Annotated in this window: 15 protein-coding genes; 8 read left to right on the top strand and 7 right to left on the bottom strand. The window is 46.4% G+C overall.

Going from position 1 to position 16,743, the window contains the following annotated elements; translation table 11 throughout:
* Positions 1-487: 487 nt before the first annotated feature.
* Genes hemG through L3V32_RS23335 form a run of 3 tightly spaced genes read right to left on the bottom strand, consistent with a single transcriptional unit; the run spans position 488 to position 3,152 of the window.
* The gene (gene hemG / locus L3V32_RS23345) at positions 488-1,015 is read right to left on the bottom strand and encodes a menaquinone-dependent protoporphyrinogen IX dehydrogenase (RefSeq protein WP_237285349.1); all 528 of its coding nucleotides are present in this window, start codon (positions 1,013-1,015) and stop codon (positions 488-490) included.
* Between the two features lie 9 nt (positions 1,016-1,024).
* A complete protein-coding gene (locus L3V32_RS23340; protein WP_006743175.1) occupies positions 1,025-2,482 on the bottom strand; it encodes a TrkH family potassium uptake protein in 1,458 nt (485 codons plus the stop codon).
* A gap of 46 nt (positions 2,483-2,528) precedes the next feature.
* Positions 2,529-3,152, bottom strand: coding sequence for a YigZ family protein (locus L3V32_RS23335; protein ID WP_005378891.1), 624 nt, complete (start codon positions 3,150-3,152; stop codon positions 2,529-2,531).
* A gap of 261 nt (positions 3,153-3,413) precedes the next feature.
* On the opposite strand from L3V32_RS23335, the gene fadB reads away from it, so the two are divergent.
* The 3 genes from fadB to L3V32_RS23320 all read left to right on the top strand — a co-directional run bounded on the left by fadB (position 3,414) and on the right by L3V32_RS23320 (position 8,008).
* On the top strand, positions 3,414-5,585 hold the full coding sequence (fadB, locus tag L3V32_RS23330) for a fatty acid oxidation complex subunit alpha FadB (protein ID WP_237285348.1): 2,172 nt from the start codon (positions 3,414-3,416) through the stop codon (positions 5,583-5,585).
* A 14-nt stretch (positions 5,586-5,599) separates the two neighbouring features.
* On the top strand, positions 5,600-6,775 hold the full coding sequence (gene fadA / locus L3V32_RS23325) for an acetyl-CoA C-acyltransferase FadA (protein WP_006743176.1): 1,176 nt from the start codon (positions 5,600-5,602) through the stop codon (positions 6,773-6,775).
* 252 nt (positions 6,776-7,027) lie between these two features.
* On the top strand, positions 7,028-8,008 hold the full coding sequence (locus L3V32_RS23320; RefSeq protein ID WP_047010269.1) for an MDR family oxidoreductase: 981 nt from the start codon (positions 7,028-7,030) through the stop codon (positions 8,006-8,008).
* 51 nt (positions 8,009-8,059) lie between these two features.
* On the opposite strand, the gene L3V32_RS23315 is transcribed toward L3V32_RS23320, so the two are convergent.
* Together L3V32_RS23315 and L3V32_RS23310 are read right to left on the bottom strand one after the other, a co-directional pair.
* Positions 8,060-9,004 carry a LysR family transcriptional regulator gene (locus L3V32_RS23315; RefSeq protein ID WP_005378881.1) on the bottom strand — a complete coding sequence of 315 codons (945 nt, stop codon included), beginning with the start codon at positions 9,002-9,004 and terminating at the stop codon, positions 8,060-8,062.
* 166 nt (positions 9,005-9,170) lie between these two features.
* The gene (locus tag L3V32_RS23310) at positions 9,171-9,353 is read right to left on the bottom strand and encodes a hypothetical protein (RefSeq protein WP_005394131.1); all 183 of its coding nucleotides are present in this window, start codon (positions 9,351-9,353) and stop codon (positions 9,171-9,173) included.
* 133 nt (positions 9,354-9,486) lie between these two features.
* Between L3V32_RS23310 and tusA the strand changes: the two genes are divergently transcribed.
* Positions 9,487-9,735, top strand: coding sequence for a sulfurtransferase TusA (gene tusA, locus L3V32_RS23305; protein ID WP_005394130.1), 249 nt, complete (start codon positions 9,487-9,489; stop codon positions 9,733-9,735).
* 42 nt (positions 9,736-9,777) lie between these two features.
* Here the strand turns inward: tusA and L3V32_RS23300 are convergent, their stop codons facing one another.
* Positions 9,778-10,038 (bottom strand): hypothetical protein, encoded by a 261-nt coding sequence (locus L3V32_RS23300; RefSeq protein ID WP_031780377.1) that lies wholly within the window; start codon positions 10,036-10,038, stop codon positions 9,778-9,780.
* Positions 10,039-10,244: 206 nt separating this feature from the next.
* Positions 10,245-10,799 (bottom strand): TMEM165/GDT1 family protein, encoded by a 555-nt coding sequence (locus L3V32_RS23295; RefSeq protein WP_005394122.1) that lies wholly within the window; start codon positions 10,797-10,799, stop codon positions 10,245-10,247.
* Between the two features lie 162 nt (positions 10,800-10,961).
* Between L3V32_RS23295 and L3V32_RS23290 the strand changes: the two genes are divergently transcribed.
* From L3V32_RS23290 to L3V32_RS23275, 4 genes are all read left to right on the top strand, one after another.
* Complete coding sequence (locus L3V32_RS23290; protein ID WP_012841258.1) at positions 10,962-11,105, top strand: hypothetical protein; 144 nt, start codon at positions 10,962-10,964, stop codon at positions 11,103-11,105.
* Positions 11,106-11,283: 178 nt separating this feature from the next.
* Positions 11,284-12,201 carry a glycine--tRNA ligase subunit alpha gene (glyQ, locus tag L3V32_RS23285; protein ID WP_048625586.1) on the top strand — a complete coding sequence of 306 codons (918 nt, stop codon included), beginning with the start codon at positions 11,284-11,286 and terminating at the stop codon, positions 12,199-12,201.
* A 12-nt stretch (positions 12,202-12,213) separates the two neighbouring features.
* Complete coding sequence (gene glyS / locus L3V32_RS23280) at positions 12,214-14,280, top strand: glycine--tRNA ligase subunit beta (protein WP_237285346.1); 2,067 nt, start codon at positions 12,214-12,216, stop codon at positions 14,278-14,280.
* A 216-nt stretch (positions 14,281-14,496) separates the two neighbouring features.
* Complete coding sequence (locus L3V32_RS23275) at positions 14,497-16,581, top strand: alpha-amylase (RefSeq protein ID WP_237285344.1); 2,085 nt, start codon at positions 14,497-14,499, stop codon at positions 16,579-16,581.
* Positions 16,582-16,743: the final 162 nt, after the last annotated feature.

Below are 16,743 nucleotides of genomic sequence, written 5' to 3'. Positions count from 1 at the left end.
CAATCTGAGCCATGATCAAACTCTTCAATTTAAGATTTTGTTCGGCTCAATGAATACTGAACATTACATAAAGTAATGTTTGAATTGACTGTGCTGAATCCGAAGATTCAATGGTCACTTCGTTTCACTGAAACCTAATTTGAAGCCTAAGCTTCTAATTGGATTATCATCAACGAGTGCCCACACAGATTGATAGGTCTATATTGTTAAAGAGCTTTTCCTGTTGAGCTTTGCTCAAAACAGGACGGCCATTTTAGCGAGTTAAAGTTTAGTGTCAATCACTTTTTTTCAAACTTTCTTCAAGCGTTTCCGCTTGGCTAACTTGGCTTGCTAACTTGGCTTTCGTTTCTTTCGAAGCGTTGCCGTGTCAGCGAGGTGGCATTATAGAGATTGCGATCACATTGGCAAGCCCTTTTTCACGTTTTTTTTGATTTTTTTATCATTCGGATAAATTTGCATCAAAAGCGGTTAAAAGAGCACGTTATTTCTACAGTTCTCTGAATTTATCTGCGAAAAGAGCTACTTTTTCCCAATTGGTGTATTCCACTTCTTTGGTCGTATCGGTTTCGCCATCTGTCATCGACATAATGAACTTAATCATAGTTCTGTCGAACCAGCTGTAACGTGGGTAATAAAGTGCACCAGCAAAAACACCGATTAGCGTTGGTTTCCAAGGCGACTTAATTAGGAACTTGCGAATGTAGGCACTACCTTCAGGTGTATCCTTTCCTTGGTCCTCTTTACGAGCGGTTAGGTTTACGCAGAAAAATGCCACTTTATTTTGCTCCAATTGATTGAGATTTCGCTCAATAAACTGGTATAGCTTTTTATTAAGATGACCATAACGAATAGAGGCGCCTATCAATACTCTGTCGTATTGACTGAAGTCAATCGTCTCGACATTATGTAAATCCACCAGCTCACAATCGAAGTCTGAAAGTCGCTCATCTATATAGTGGAGAATTTTTTTAGTCTGCCCTTCACGGGAAGAGTATAGAAATAATGCTTTTGCCACGATTTCTCCTTAGCTACGCCAAAACGTCGGCGTAAGTAGAATAAGTAAGGTAAAGATTTCCAAACGACCAAACAACATAGAAACAATCAATACCCATTTTGCTTTGTCGTTAACATCACCAAAGTGAAGCGCCACTTCCCCCAGGCCAGGACCGAGGTTGTTCAGAGTTGCAGCCACCGCAGAGAATGCACTGAGCTCGTCCATCCCTGTAGCAATCAACCCCAACATACAAACCACAAATACCAATGCGTATGCGGAGAAGAAGCCCCAAACCGCATCGACAACACGTTGCGGTAGGGCACTGCCACCTACTTTGATGGTGTAAACCGCGCGCGGATGGACTAAACGTTTTAGTTCACGCGCACCTTGTAAGGTAAGAAGCAGGATACGAATCACTTTCATACCGCCGCCTGTTGAACCAGCACAACCACCGATAAAAGAGGAGAACAATAGCAGTACAGGTAAGAAGAGCGGCCAGTCCGCAAAACCTGTCGTCGTAAAGCCCGCAGTTGTCGAAATTGACACGGTTTGGAACAGTGCCTGATCGAAAGCATCGTATGTCGATGTGTAAGAGTGATGTTTCAGTAATAATAGAAAGCAAATGACAAATAGCAGCACTTGAATAAACAAGAAGGCGCGAAACTCAGGATCTTTCCAATAATACTTGGGATGCACACCACCCGATGCAAATGCAGCAAAGTGCAGTGTGTAGTTACATGCAGATATAAGCAGAAAAACCACGGTAATTAGGTTAATCGCGTAACTATCAAAGTATCCGATGCTGGCATCGTGGGTAGAGAAGCCACCAATGGCAATGGTGGAAAAGCTGTGACTGATGGCGTCAAATGGCGTCATACCAGCTAACCAAAAAGCCGATGCACAGGCGATAGTCAGGCTCAAATAGATGTACCAAAGCGCTTTAGCGGTTTCTGCTATGCGCGGCGTCACTTTAGTGTCCTTGACTGGACCAGGGATCTCGGCGCGGTAAAGCTGCATACCACCAATGCCCAACACTGGCAAAATCGCCACCGCTAATACGATGATTCCCATACCGCCGAACCACTGCAGTAACTGTCGATAGAATAGAATCGCTTTAGGTAACTCATCCAAACCAACAATAACGGTCGCCCCGGTCGTAGTGAGAGCAGAAAATGATTCAAAAAACGCATCTGTCACTGAGACGTTCGGGTTGTCAGCAATGAGAAAGGGGATCGAGCCTGCACTGCCAAGTACTGTCCAGAATAAGACGACAATAAGAAAGCCATCTCGAGCTTTAAGCTCGTGCTTATACCTGCGGTTTGGGTACCAACAAACGGCCCCACAAAACAGCAGAACAAAAAATGTCGTGACAAAAGGCACACCTGCACCATCTCGATAGATCAGCGCAACGAGTGCTGGCGCAAGCATAGTGACACTAAAGAGTGCGAGCAGTAGCCCGACGATTCGAATAATTGAACGAAATTGCATGGATAAATTGACTAGCGAAGCTGTCCCTGTTGCTTCCTGTTTTTCATTATTGTCCGTCTAGCGGAGTGACAATTGCCTTTGCCCCGCTTTTATTGATGATTGCTTGGGTAAACGCGCTCACTTCTCGAAGCTCAATTTCCACCACTAATACCACCTGATCGCTGTATTCAGCCTCGACTTCTATCGCACCAAATTGCGGCATGATTGACTGTGCGATCGGCATAAACCCATAGTCTAACGTTAGTCTGAGCTTTGTGGTTATTTTTTTCTCAATAGTTTGAAGCAGCTTGAGCGCTTGTTGTACCCCACCCCCATACGCTTTAACCAAGCCGCCTGTACCTAACTTGATTCCACCAGAGTATCGCGTGACCACTGCCGTGATTTCCCCCACCCCAGAGCCAGAAAGCTGAGCCAGGATCGGTTTGCCAGCAGTTCCGGACGGCTCCCCATCATCACTAAAGCCCCATTTCATTGAATCTTCCGGGCGACCAGCAACAAAGCCCCAACAGTTATGTCTGGCATCAGCGTGTTTAGCTTTGATTTGATCAACAAATGCTTTTGCTGCTTCGATACTTGGCGTGTGTGCCAAATAAGTAATGAAGACGCTCTTTTTAATTTCTTCTTCAAATTGAGCGGGCTCTGCTGGAATCAGATAAGGCTTGTCATTCATAGGATTATGGATTCAGGTCTATTTGCCTGAAGTCTATCACGAGTGTGATTTACCCGTCGCATAAGATCTGCCACAGCGCACAATGTTAAACACTTGTTTAAAAAATGTATTGAAATTAAACAATCCACGATCCAAACTAACTTTACTGGTCAAACCAGAACAAAAATAAAACGACTTCCTCGATACCTATTTGCCGAGGTACACGGCGTCGTTGAAATAGGTATACAGACAATCCACGATTGTATGTCATGGAGATAGACAATGATTTACCAAGCCGAAACCCTACAGGTAAAGGAAATACAAGATGGTATTGCAGAGCTAAGCTTCTGCTCTCCAAAATCCGTCAACAAACTCGACCTAGCGACATTGGAATCGCTAGATAAAGCTCTTGATACGCTCATTGCCCATCAAGGCCTCAAGGGGTTGTTGCTCACTTCAGATAAAGACGCATTCATTGTAGGCGCAGACATTACCGAGTTTTTAGGTCTGTTTGCTAAAACGGATGCCGAGCTCGACCAATGGCTGCAATTTGCTAACAGCATCTTTAACAAATTAGAAGACTTACCCGTTCCGACCATCTCAGTGATCAAAGGCCACGCTCTTGGTGGCGGTTGTGAATGTGTGCTAGCAACAGACATGCGTATTGGTGACAAAACCACCAGCATCGGCCTACCAGAAACGAAACTGGGAATCATGCCGGGCTTTGGTGGTTGTGTACGCTTACCTCGCGTTATTGGCGCAGACAGCGCAATGGAAATCATCACACAAGGCAAAGCATGCCGAGCTGATGAAGCATTGAAAATTGGCTTACTCGATGCTGTTGTAGAGACTGATGCTTTATACGAATCGGCACTACAAACTCTTAACTCTGCAATTAATGAGAAACTTGACTGGCAAGCACGCCGAGCACAGAAAACATCTCCGCTAACGCTGAGTAAGCTAGAATCGATGATGAGCTTCACCATGGCTAAAGGTCTAGTGGCACAGAAAGCCGGTCCTCACTACCCTGCCCCAATGACAGCCGTTATCACGATTGAAGAAGGTGCTCGCTTTGCACGTAATGAAGCGTTAGACATTGAACGTAAGCACTTCGTGAAATTGGCTAAATCGGAAGAAGCAAAATCACTGGTTGGCCTATTCCTTAACGATCAATACATCAAAGGCATTGCGAAAAAAGCAGCGAAGTCAGCAAGTAAAGACACGCAACGTGCAGCCGTATTAGGTGCAGGTATCATGGGTGGCGGCATTGCTTACCAATCAGCGCTAAAAGGTGTGCCTGTCTTAATGAAAGACATCGCACAAGCGTCGCTCGACCTAGGCATGACTGAAGCATCTAAGCTGCTGAATAAACGCTTATCTCGCGGTCGCATTGATGGCTTTAAGATGGCGGGTATTTTAGCGTCAATCACACCGAGCCTACATTACGCAGGTATTGAAAACTCTGATGTGATTGTTGAAGCTGTCGTTGAAAATCCGAAAGTAAAAGCGGCGGTTTTGAGTGAAGTCGAATCCCATGTCGGTGACGACACCGTTATCACCTCAAACACCTCGACTATTCCTATCAACCTATTGGCAAAATCACTAAAACGCCCAGAAAACTTCTGTGGTATGCACTTCTTCAACCCAGTGCATCGTATGTCTCTTGTTGAGATCATCCGTGGTGAGCACACCTCTGATGAAACCATCAATCGTGTTGTGGCGTATGCTGCGAAAATGGGCAAATCACCAATTGTCGTCAATGACTGCCCAGGGTTCTTCGTTAACCGCGTATTGTTCCCATACTTTGGCGGCTTCAGCATGCTACTTCGTGATGGTGCTGACTTTACGAAAATCGACAAAGTCATGGAGCGTAAGTTTGGCTGGCCGATGGGACCGGCGTACTTGCTTGATGTAGTCGGCATTGATACCGCGCACCACGCACAAGCTGTGATGGCAGAGGGTTTCCCTGAGCGTATGGGTAAACAAGGTCGTGATGCGATTGATGCACTATTCGAAGCAGACAAATATGGTCAGAAAAATGGTAATGGCTTCTACAGCTACACCATAGATAAAAAAGGTAAGCCGAAGAAAACCTTCTCAGAAGCGATCTTACCAGTACTTGCTGACGTTTGTGCCGATAAGCATGACTTTGACGATGAGACCATCATTCAACGTATGATGATTCCAATGATCAACGAAGTGGTGCTGTGCCTTCAAGAAGGCATCATCGCGACTCCGCAGGAAGCAGACATGGCATTGGTTTATGGTCTTGGTTTCCCTCCATTCCGCGGTGGCGTATTCCGCTACCTAGACAGCGTGGGTATTGCTGAATACGTTGAAATGGCAAAACAACACGCCGAGCTAGGTGCAATGTACCAAGTACCGCAAATGCTGATTGATATGGCGGCGAAAGGTGAAAGCTTTTACGGTGCACAACAGCAAGGTTCTATCTAAGGAGGGATTCTAAAATGACTAATCAAACAAGAAATGTTGTCGTAGTCGATTGTCTACGTACTCCAATGGGTCGCTCTAAAGGTGGTGCTTTCCGTCATACACGAGCAGAAGATCTATCTGCGCGTCTAATGAAAGGCATTCTTGCACGTAACCCACAAGTGAACCCAAGCGAGATTGAAGACATCTACTGGGGGTGTGTACAGCAAACACTAGAGCAAGGCTTTAACGTTGCACGTAATGCCGCGCTACTCGCGGGCCTGCCGATTGAAATTGGCGCTGTGACGGTTAACCGTTTGTGTGGCTCATCCATGCAAGCGCTGCATGACGGTACACGTGCGATCATGACTGGCGATGCTGAAATCTGCCTAATTGGTGGCGTTGAGCACATGGGGCATGTGCCGATGAACCACGGGGTAGACTTTCACCCTGGTATGTCAAAGAACGTAGCAAAAGCTGCGGGTATGATGGGCTTAACGGCTGAAATGCTTGGTAAATTACATGGCATTAGCCGTGAGCAACAAGACGAGTTTGCCGCGCGCTCTCACGCTCGTGCGCACGCAGCAACCGTAGAGGGTCGCTTTAAAAACGAAATCCTACCAATTGAAGGCCATGCGGCTGACGGTACACTGTTTACTCTGGATTACGACGAAGTGATTCGCCCTGAAACATCCGTTGAAGGTCTGTCTCAGCTTCGTCCTGTGTTTGACCCAGCAAACGGCACAGTAACAGCCGGTACATCATCAGCGCTGTCTGATGGCGCATCAGCGATGCTGATCATGAGCGAAGAGAAAGCCAATGAGCTTGGCTTGAAAATTCGCGCACGTATTAAGGGCATGGCGATCGCAGGTTGCGATCCATCCATCATGGGCTACGGCCCTGTACCTGCAACAAAGAAAGCGCTCAAGCGTGCTGGTCTTTCAATTGAAGACATGGATGTGGTTGAGCTAAACGAAGCATTTGCAGCGCAGTCTCTGCCGTGTGCTAAAGACTTAGGTCTGCTTGATGTGATGGATGAGAAGGTCAACCTTAACGGTGGTGCGATTGCATTAGGTCATCCATTAGGCTGCTCTGGTTCACGCATCTCAACAACGTTGATCAACCTAATGGAAGCGAAAGACGCAAAATATGGCCTCGCCACCATGTGTATTGGTTTAGGTCAGGGGATTGCGACGGTATTTGAACGACCATAACAGTTCAAGAAGTTGTTGTAGCGATCGAGCCAACAATCATAAGCAAATGAACTAGTACTAAAATTTTTAGTATTACACTTAAGGGCGACAATTAATGTCGCCCTTTTGTTTTACATCAAACATGCATAAAGAGCATATATTAAATGCTCAAGTTTCATTTTATTCATAGACAAAGAAGACATACACTTAGACCAGTTGATATCTTGCTGTATGTGGCAACTGAGTCACGCTAACGCAATTTCGGAGAACCTTATGTTTAATGCTCTAGTTCTAAACCAAGAAGACAAACGCACTATCGCTAGTATCGAGCAAATCGATGAAACACAACTGCCGGAAGGTGACGTTCTGGTTGAAGTCGATTACTCATCGTTGAATTACAAAGATGGTTTGGCGATCACAGGTAAAGGTAAAATCATCCGTAACTTCCCGATGGTACCTGGCATTGATCTAGCGGGTACGGTTGTAAGTTCTGAAGATTCGCGTTACCAAGCTGGTGACAAAGTGGTCTTAACTGGCTGGGGCGTGGGTGAAAACCATTGGGGTGGCATGGCTCAACGTGCTCGTCTAAAAGCGGATTGGCTAGTGCCACTACCAAAAGGTCTAGACAGCAAGAAAGCAATGATGGTTGGTACTGCTGGCTTCACTGGTATGCTATGTGTTCAAGCACTGCTTGATGCAGGCATCAAACCTGAAGCTGGTGAAATCCTAGTAACGGGCGCAAGTGGCGGCGTAGGCTCGGTAGCAGTAACGCTCCTAGCGCAGCTTGGCTACAAAGTTGCTGCAGTGACAGGACGTGTAGAGAAAAACGGCCCGCTACTTGAAAAACTAGGTGCTAGCCGCATCATCGACCGCACTGAATTTGAAGAACCAGCACGTCCACTTGAAAAGCAAGTATGGGCAGGTGCGGTAGATACCGTCGGCAGCAAAGTACTGGCTAAAGTATTGGCGCAAATGGATTACAACAGTGCAGTCGCCGCTTGTGGTCTTGCAGGTGGTTTTGATCTACCAACTACAGTGATGCCGTTCATCCTACGTAACGTTCGTCTACAAGGTGTGGACTCAGTAATGTGTCCAACAGAGAAACGCATCGCAGCATGGGAAAAACTGGTTGAACTACTACCAGACAGCTATTTCGAGCAAGCGTGTACTGAAGTAGAACTAGCAGAAGCACCCAAATACGCAGAAGACATCACCAACGGTCAAGTAACGGGTCGTGTGGTTATCAAGCTATAAACACTGACTCAGCGTAAACAGACGAAGAGCTAGCATTGCTGGCTCTTTTTGTTAGCAGTTTAGTCCCATATCTTCGATACGCTTAGCTATTAGACGGCTACATTCTTCACGCACAATCGTTCTTAACCATTCTTGAGCAGGAGAATGCTCGCAACGCGCATGCCAAATCATCGAGTATTCAAATGGAGTAAATTGGAATGGTAATGGTTTCACCACCAAGTCATAACGCTCGGCAACCAGATACGCCAAGTCCGCTGGCACTGTGATGATAATTGGCAAGGTATCCATGATCGCCAATGCAGCTTCTAAATGGTAAGCCCGCAGAACCATTTTACGCTTAGGTTTCTCCATCAAAGCTTGTTCGATCAGTGCCTTAACACCATCACTGATGGCGATCATGGCATGTGGATGACTCAGATAATCATCCAAGCTCATTTCTTTATCCGCTAATGGATGCTGTTTTGAAAGCATACACAGCACCCCCACTCGCCCTAACACTTCACTGCGTAGCGGCTCCACCGGACCTGTCGGGCGACAAATCGCTAAGTCTGCACCTTCATAAGTGAGCTGATCTGATAAACGGTCGTGTTGCAGTGGTAAGAAGTTGAACGACACGTTTGGCGCTTCTTGGTAAATTCTCGGCAAAGCGAACGGTAAGATCGTTTGCATGGCATAATCGGTGGTCACGATGTTGAAAGTCTGTACGCATTGCAATGGGTCAAACTCAACCGGAGATAACAACTGACGTAAAGACTCTAATGGCTCACCTAATGAGCGATCGATCTCTAACGCTTTCTGAGTTGGGATCAAATGCTGTCCCTGACGAGTAAACAGCGGGTCTCCCAATAAGTCACGCAGACGACCAAGCACACGACTCATTGCCGATTGACTCAAATTCAGACGTGTTGCCGCCTTACTGACACTGTTTTCTTCTATCAGTACTCGCAACGCAACCAGTAAATTTAAATCTCGGCGATAGATGTCTTCCAGTTCCACGAATTAGCCACTTATTTTGTATGTGTTTGGGTAAATTGTACTCTTCAGGCAAAAAAAATCCCGCCTTTCAGCGGGGAAGCCCAAGAAAAATGGGGATAGTGTCGGAATGAAGTGTCGGTAAAAATAGGTGAGCGTTATTAAAGTATTCTGATCGAAGCAAAAAGCGCTAATTTTCTTGCTCAGATGCACCTGACCATTTGCGCATCTCGATCCAAATCCCAATAATAGTGGCAACCATGCCTACAAGAGGCATCAAAGAGGTGTCAGCTGGCGTTCTGAGTACCAAAGCACAAAACGAGATAAAACAAAGTACGGAGTAAATCGTAAGTCTGTCTAACGCTGTTAACATTGCCTCTCCCTTGCCAGTTGTTACCAAATTGTTAATTTAAGGTAAAACAAAAAATTCCGTTTGCCAAGTGGTTATTGAATATTTTTTCAACGAACGTAGAATTCACCGCTAAGTTAGTTACGAGAATCACACTATGAGCTTTAATCCTGAACTGGCAACAAAGACATTAGAGGCGGAAGGACTGCGCTGCCCAGAGCCAGTGATGATGGTCAGGAAGACAATTCGCAACATGCAAGATGGTGAGATTTTGCTGGTCAAAGCAGATGACCCATCCACGACTCGAGACATTCCGAGTTTCTGCCGTTTTATGGATCACCAATTAATCGCGGCACAAACGGAGCAAGTTCCGTATCAGTACCTGATCAAGAAAGGATTGGAATAATCTGGTCGAATTAAAACCGGCAGCCGATTGGCTGCCGTTTGTTTATTCATCGTATTCGAGTGTGCGAACTTCTGATTGGAGCTTGTTGAGTTGTTTTTTCATTGCCCGCATCTCTTCATGCATAGGAATGATGTGGGCTACGCGAATCCACGCCTCTACTGTTAATCCAGTAAGAACGAACGATCCTGCCACAATCGGCAACCACATATCAGTCAGTACCATCGCTAACAAGCACAGCGCCAAACCAAAGGTGAATAAATAACTCTGACTCTTTGGGGTCATCCCCATGTAACGTGTAAGCATAAACTTGCCCTCTCGCTATCATTCACACCATTAAACTACCATGACAAGTATGACACTAATATGTCATCCGTCACGCTACGGAGCGATTTTAAGTCAGAGTTTGAGCTACGCCACTAATTCGCTAGTTATTGATTATTTGCATCATTTTAACGATTGTTCGCGGATAACATTTTCCATTTTCAGGCTGCGTTATCCGCCTAAAAACATTAAAAGAAGGCCGCACCAATCGCCAACAACACGAACAAAATAGCGGTGACTTTACGAATCAAACCCAGGGGCATCTTGTCTGCTGAAAGCTTACCAATTAACACCACAGGCACGTTAGCCAACAGCATACCAATGGTCGTGCCAAGTATGACCCAACTCAGCGCATCCGCGTATTGCGCGCCTAGGATAGAAGTAGCGATCTGAGTTTTATCGCCAATCTCAGCCACAAAGAAAGCAATAAAGCTGGCAATGAATGGGCCTCGATTAGAAATCTGCTCGTCATCATCCAGTTTGTCCGGGATCAGAACCCAAGCCGCCATCGCGACAAAACTGACCACCAGCACCCACTTTAAAATCTCAGGTGATAAATAGTCAGCGACAACCACACCTAACCATGCAGCCAAAGCGTGGTTGGCAATGGTTGCCAAAAAGATTGCTGCAATAATTGGGATTGGTTTGCGGTAACGACTTGCGAGTAATAGAGATAGCAATTGGGTCTTATCGCCAATTTCTGCTAACGCTACAGTAGTAATTGAAATAGCTAAAACGCTCACGACATGCTCATTGGGGCAGGGATTATTATATTTAACCAAAGACAAACCTCACGCCCCTACCCCGGTTCGTGATGATTTGTCTAAGGTCTTGCTAAACTTGAAAGGCTTCAAGTCTCGAACGCCATGGTGATTTTGCACCAATTATGTTGACGGACGAACCAGATGAAACAGAAACTTCATCAGGTAAGCTACTCCCCAAAGACAGGCGCAATTCTAGCCACCTTTGTTGCGCTTCTCAAGAGCCAAAGCAGGCAAAAACTCCCTTTTAAGAAAAATACAGCAGATAACGCGGTAAAAATTCATTAAAGGAGAAAATCGCCCACGAATTAATCAAGATTAGCTCTACTCCCATGCTCAATATCTGGTTATACTAGATTGTTAATTTATTCAACCGTAATTACTCTTTATCGCCGTTGTTAGAGTTGAAAAACTCGGCATAGATGACGAATTAACGAGTAACAAGAGAATCGCGCGAACCTGACTTATGCAAAAATACGATATCAAAACCTTCCAGGGAATGATCCTCGCGCTGCAGGATTATTGGGCTCAAAATGGTTGTACCATTGTTCAACCGCTAGATATGGAAGTGGGTGCGGGTACCTCTCACCCAATGACCTGTCTACGAGCGCTTGGCCCAGAGCCAATGTCGACAGCTTACGTACAACCTTCACGTCGTCCTACTGATGGCCGTTACGGTGAAAACCCTAACCGTCTTCAGCACTACTACCAATTCCAAGTAGCGCTAAAACCATCGCCTGACAATATTCAAGAGTTGTACCTTGGCTCCCTTGAAGTTCTTGGTATTGACCCTCTTGTACACGACATCCGTTTCGTAGAAGACAACTGGGAAAACCCAACACTAGGCGCATGGGGTCTAGGCTGGGAAGTTTGGCTAAACGGTATGGAAGTAACTCAGTTTACGTACTTCCAACAAGTTGGCGGCCTTGAGTGTAAACCAGTCACTGGCGAAATCACTTACGGTATCGAGCGTCTAGCAATGTACATCCAAGAAGTAGACTCGGTTTACGACCTAGTTTGGAACATCGCACCAGACGGCAGCAAAGTGACTTACGGTGATATCTTCCACCAAAACGAAGTAGAGCAATCGACTTACAACTTCGAGCACGCAGACGTTGAATTCCTATTTGGTTTCTTCGAACAGTGTGAGAAAGAGTGTAAAGAGTTGCTTGAGCTTGAAAAGCCACTGCCATTACCTGCTTACGAGCGCATCTTAAAAGCAGGTCACGCATTCAACCTACTAGACGCGCGTAAAGCGATCTCAGTAACTGAACGTCAGCGTTACATCTTGCGCATTCGCGATCTGACTAAGTCAGTAGCAGAAGCATACTACGCATCGCGTGAAGCTCTTGGCTTCCCAATGTGTAAGAAAGAACAAGCGTAAGGGGTAGAGAACATGGCAAAAGAATTTCTAATCGAGCTAGGTACAGAAGAGCTACCACCAACGCAACTTCGTACGCTAGCTGAAGCATTCGCAGCAAACTTCGAAGCAGAACTAAAAGGCGCTGAGCTAGCTCACGAAGGCGTAAAATGGTTTGCGGCTCCTCGTCGTCTTGCACTTAAAGTCGCGGCACTAGCAGAAAGCCAATCAGACAAAATCGTTGAAAAACGTGGCCCTGCGGTTTCTGCAGCGTTTGACGCGGAAGGCAACCCAACCAAAGCGGCTCAAGGCTGGGCACGCGGTTGTGGTATTTCTGTTGACCAAGCAGAGCGCATGGTGACAGACAAGGGTGAATGGCTACTGTTCAAACAAGAAGTGAAAGGTCAGCCAACGTCTGAGATCGTTGTTGAACTTGCAGCGAAAGCACTAGCAAACCTACCTATCGCAAAACCAATGCGCTGGGGTAACAAAACGACTCAATTTATCCGTCCAGTTAAGACGCTAACCATGCTAATGGGCAGCGACCTAATCGAAGGCGAGATCCTAGGCGTAGCATCAGGCCGCACTATCCGTGGTCACCGCTTCATGGGTGAAAAAGAGTTCACTATCGATTCTGCTGAGCAATACCCTGCGATCCTAGAAGAGCGCGGTAAAGTAATGGCAGATTACGAAGCGCGTAAAGCAATCATCCTAGCTGACGCACAAAAAGCGGCAGCAGCGGTTGGCGGTATCGCTGATCTAGAAGATGACCTAGTAGAAGAAGTCACGTCTCTGGTTGAATGGCCAGTAGTTCTAACAGCGAAGTTTGAAGAAGAGTTCCTAAAAGTGCCTTCTGAAGCGTTGGTTTACACTATGAAAGGTGACCAAAAATACTTCCCTGTTTATGACGAAAACAAGAAGCTACTACCTAACTTCATCTTCGTATCGAACATCGAATCAAAAGAGCCTCGTTACGTAATTGAAGGTAACGAGAAAGTAGTTCGACCTCGTCTTGCTGACGCAGAGTTCTTCTTCAACACAGACCGTAAGCGTCCGCTTATCGACCGTCTGCCTGAACTAGAACAAGCGATCTTCCAACAGCAACTGGGTACGATCAAAGACAAAACAGACCGCATCACTGAACTTGCAGGCTACATTGCTGAGCAAATCGGTGCTGACGTTGAGAAATCAAAGCGTGCTGGTCTACTAGCAAAATGTGACCTAATGACCTCAATGGTATTCGAATTCACGGATACTCAAGGAGTTATGGGTATGCACTATGCTCGTCACGACGGTGAAGCAGAAGAAGTTGCAGTCGCACTGAATGAGCAATACATGCCTCGTTTTTCAGGTGATGAACTGCCATCAAACGGCGTTTCAACTGCAGTTGCAATGGCAGACAAGCTAGACACTATCGTAGGTATCTTCGGTATTGGTCAAGCGCCTAAAGGTTCTGACCCATTCGCACTACGTCGCGCATCTCTAGGTGTACTACGTATCATCGTTGAATACGGCTACAATCTAGATCTTGTTGACCTAGTAGCGAAAGCGAAGTCACTGTTCGGCGACCGCCTAACCAACGACAACGTTGAACAAGACGTGATTGAATTCATGCTTGGTCGTTTCCGTGCTTGGTACCAAGACGAAGGCTTCAGCGTAGACATCATTCAAGCGGTACTAGCGCGTCGCCCGACGAAACCAGCAGACTTCGACCAACGTGTTAAAGCGGTTTCTCACTTCCGTGAACTGGAAGCGGCAGAGTCTCTAGCAGCAGCGAACAAACGTGTAGGTAATATCCTAGCGAAATTCGACGGCGAACTAGCAGAAGAAATTGACCTAGCACTTCTACAAGAAGACGCAGAGAAAGCACTAGCAGAAAGCGTTGAAGTAATGACAGAAGCGCTAGAGCCAGCATTTGCAACCGGTAACTACCAAGAAGCCCTAAGCAAACTAGCTGACCTACGTGAGCCAGTGGATGCGTTCTTTGATAACGTAATGGTAATGGCAGACGACGAAGCACTTAAGAAGAACCGTCTGACACTACTGAACAACCTGCGTAACCTGTTCCTACAGATCGCAGACATTTCTTTGCTTCAAAAGTAATTCATTACTCTTCGAAGTGATTAAGAAATAAGTAAAGGGAAGCGTCGGCTTCCCTTTTTTGTTGTCTTTAAACGGAGATAATCGGTTCTTATTATTCATTTTGTGAACAAGGCAAAAATTTGTAGGGTGAGACGCGTTGAACTTGTTGGTGCAGAGCTCGGATTGTAGAGGCACAGTTTTGCTATAACTGGGTTGTTTATTCGGGGGAAGGACACAATGAAAAAAACAATTCTCGCACTCTCTATTGGACTACTGAGCGCCTGCAGCCAGATTCCAGAAAATGCTATCGTACTGAGCGTCGGAGACGATACAGCCGTCTTCGAAGCAAACTCTAACGGCTTACTTGTCGCCGAGCAAAAACTCGAAAAAGGCAGCTACACCTTTACCATTGCCGACAGGAATCAAAGCTGTGGAAGTAGTTTTGCTTTGGCAGAAGAAAGCCGCATCAAATTCAATCGTCCATTAAAAATGGATAATTGCGCCACAGATGCCCAAATGCCGCTGCGCATCTTCAAAGCCAACACCTATCAATTTACGCTCAACCCAACCACTAACGAGCTAACTGTTAGGCTCAAACCCAAAAAGAATCAAGACATCACCTACTCTTGCCCTGTCGCAACCAATACGCCAAAAACCATCAACGTTGAGCAAACCTTTAATGATGGCACTGTCGTTCGCGATGCCTTAACCGGACAAGAAACTATAGTTACAGATGGCAGCGTAACCATGCAGCCGGGCCCTATGAGCCAAGGTCTGTTGTTACTAGAAGAGGTTGAGCAACAAGCAGAAAAACCTTTCAGTTGGGACAACGCGACGGTGTACTTCGTCATGACTGACCGCTTCTATAACGGCAACCCAGACAACGACAACAGCTACGGTCGCAGCAAAGACGGGAAATACGAGATTGGTACCTTCCATGGTGGTGACTTAGCGGGTCTGACGAAAAAACTCGATTACATCGAATCACTTGGTGTGAATGCTATCTGGATAACCTCACCACTGGAACAAATCCATGGCTGGGTTGGCGGCGGTGACAAAGGTGACTTTAAACACTACGGCTACCACGGCTACTACCATCAAGATTGGACCAAGCTTGATGCCAACATGGGTTCCGAAGATGAACTCAGAACCTTCGTCGATACTGCCCACAAGAAAGGCATCCGCGTGATTTGGGATGTGGTCATGAACCACACTGGCTACGCAACATTAGCAGACATGCAGGAATTCGGATTTGGTCAGCTTTACCTTGATGACCAAGAAGCCAAAGAAGTCCTTGGTGAAAAATGGACCGACTGGCAGCCAAAATCAGGACAAAGCTGGCACAGCTTCAACGACTACATCAAATACAGTGATAGCGAAGCGTGGGATAAATGGTGGGGCAAAGATTGGATCCGCACCGACATTGGTGACTACGATGCTCCGGGCTACAACGACATCACCATGTCTTTGAACTACCTACCGGATCTAAAAACCGAATCGACTCAGAAAACCGGACTACCAAACTTCTTCCGCAATAAAGACACCAATGCGCAAGATGAGCTACAAACCCCACGTGAACATCTGATTACGTGGTTATCCGACTGGGTACGTGACTATGGCATTGATGGCTTCCGTGTCGACACTGCCAAACACGTTGAAATGGAAGCGTGGGCAGAGCTGAAAGCCAGCACCAGCCAAGCGCTTGCTCAATGGAAGCAAAACAACCCGGACAAAGCCTTGGATGACCTACCTTTCTGGATGACAGGTGAAGTGTGGGCACACAGCGTGGTGAAAAGCCCGTATTTCGATAACGGCTTCGATTCCATCATCAACTTCGAGTTCCAATCTGACGTAGCACCAAAAGCGCTGAAGTGTTTCGCTCAACTCGATAGCGATTATCGCCGCTACGCGGAACGTATTAACTCCGATCCTGAGTTCAACGTGTTGAGTTACCTGTCTTCGCACGATACTCAACTGTTTTGGTCGGCACGCAGCCGCAGCTTCGATGACCAAGCACGCGCTGCCAATGCACTAATGCTGGCTCCAGGTGCAGTACAAATCTACTATGGTGACGAGATCGCCCGTGACTTTGGTATTACCGGTTCCGACCCTACTCAAGGTACTCGCTCTGATATGCCATGGGATAAGATTCATGGCGAACGTGAAGACTTGCTGCAACATTGGCAAAAACTCGGCGAGTTCCGTCAACGCCACCCAGCGGTTGCGCAAGGCAAACACATCACTCGCAATCAAGAAGGGTATTACGCGTTCGAGCGCCAATACCACGACGACAAAGTGCTGATCGTCTACACTGGCGAATAGCCGATTCACTCCACCAGCAAGGGAAGCATTTCGCTTCCCTTTTTTATTCACTGCTCATATCCCCATCATCTGGTCTGATGACAAACTTTTTTCTTCTTCGAGTAAATTCACACTTTGCGTCGTAATAACATTAGGGTAAGGTCAAGTATTACTCTATAAGCT

Origin of the sequence: Vibrio sp. J2-4, from assembly GCF_021728155.1 — a bacterium.
Classification (GTDB): domain Bacteria; phylum Pseudomonadota; class Gammaproteobacteria; order Enterobacterales; family Vibrionaceae; genus Vibrio; species Vibrio diabolicus.
This window is presented reverse-complemented; position numbering and strand designations above follow the sequence as displayed.

Bases quoted from the DNA above. Each gene is read 5' to 3' on its own strand.
- L3V32_RS23275 (WP_237285344.1), top strand. From the start codon at position 14,497: ATGAAAAAAACAATTCTCGCACTCTCTATTGGACTACTGAGCGCCTGC.
- fadB (WP_237285348.1), top strand. From the start codon at position 3,414: ATGATTTACCAAGCCGAAACCCTACAGGTAAAGGAAATACAAGATGGT.
- L3V32_RS23320 (WP_047010269.1), top strand. From the start codon at position 7,028: ATGTTTAATGCTCTAGTTCTAAACCAAGAAGACAAACGCACTATCGCT.
- L3V32_RS23340 (WP_006743175.1), bottom strand. From the start codon at position 2,482: ATGCAATTTCGTTCAATTATTCGAATCGTCGGGCTACTGCTCGCACTC.
- L3V32_RS23290 (WP_012841258.1), top strand. From the start codon at position 10,962: ATGAAACAGAAACTTCATCAGGTAAGCTACTCCCCAAAGACAGGCGCA.
- L3V32_RS23300 (WP_031780377.1), bottom strand. From the start codon at position 10,038: ATGCTTACACGTTACATGGGGATGACCCCAAAGAGTCAGAGTTATTTA.
- tusA (WP_005394130.1), top strand. From the start codon at position 9,487: ATGAGCTTTAATCCTGAACTGGCAACAAAGACATTAGAGGCGGAAGGA.
- glyQ (WP_048625586.1), top strand. From the start codon at position 11,284: ATGCAAAAATACGATATCAAAACCTTCCAGGGAATGATCCTCGCGCTG.
- fadA (WP_006743176.1), top strand. From the start codon at position 5,600: ATGACTAATCAAACAAGAAATGTTGTCGTAGTCGATTGTCTACGTACT.
- L3V32_RS23310 (WP_005394131.1), bottom strand. From the start codon at position 9,353: ATGTTAACAGCGTTAGACAGACTTACGATTTACTCCGTACTTTGTTTT.
- L3V32_RS23335 (WP_005378891.1), bottom strand. From the start codon at position 3,152: ATGAATGACAAGCCTTATCTGATTCCAGCAGAGCCCGCTCAATTTGAA.
- glyS (WP_237285346.1), top strand. From the start codon at position 12,214: ATGGCAAAAGAATTTCTAATCGAGCTAGGTACAGAAGAGCTACCACCA.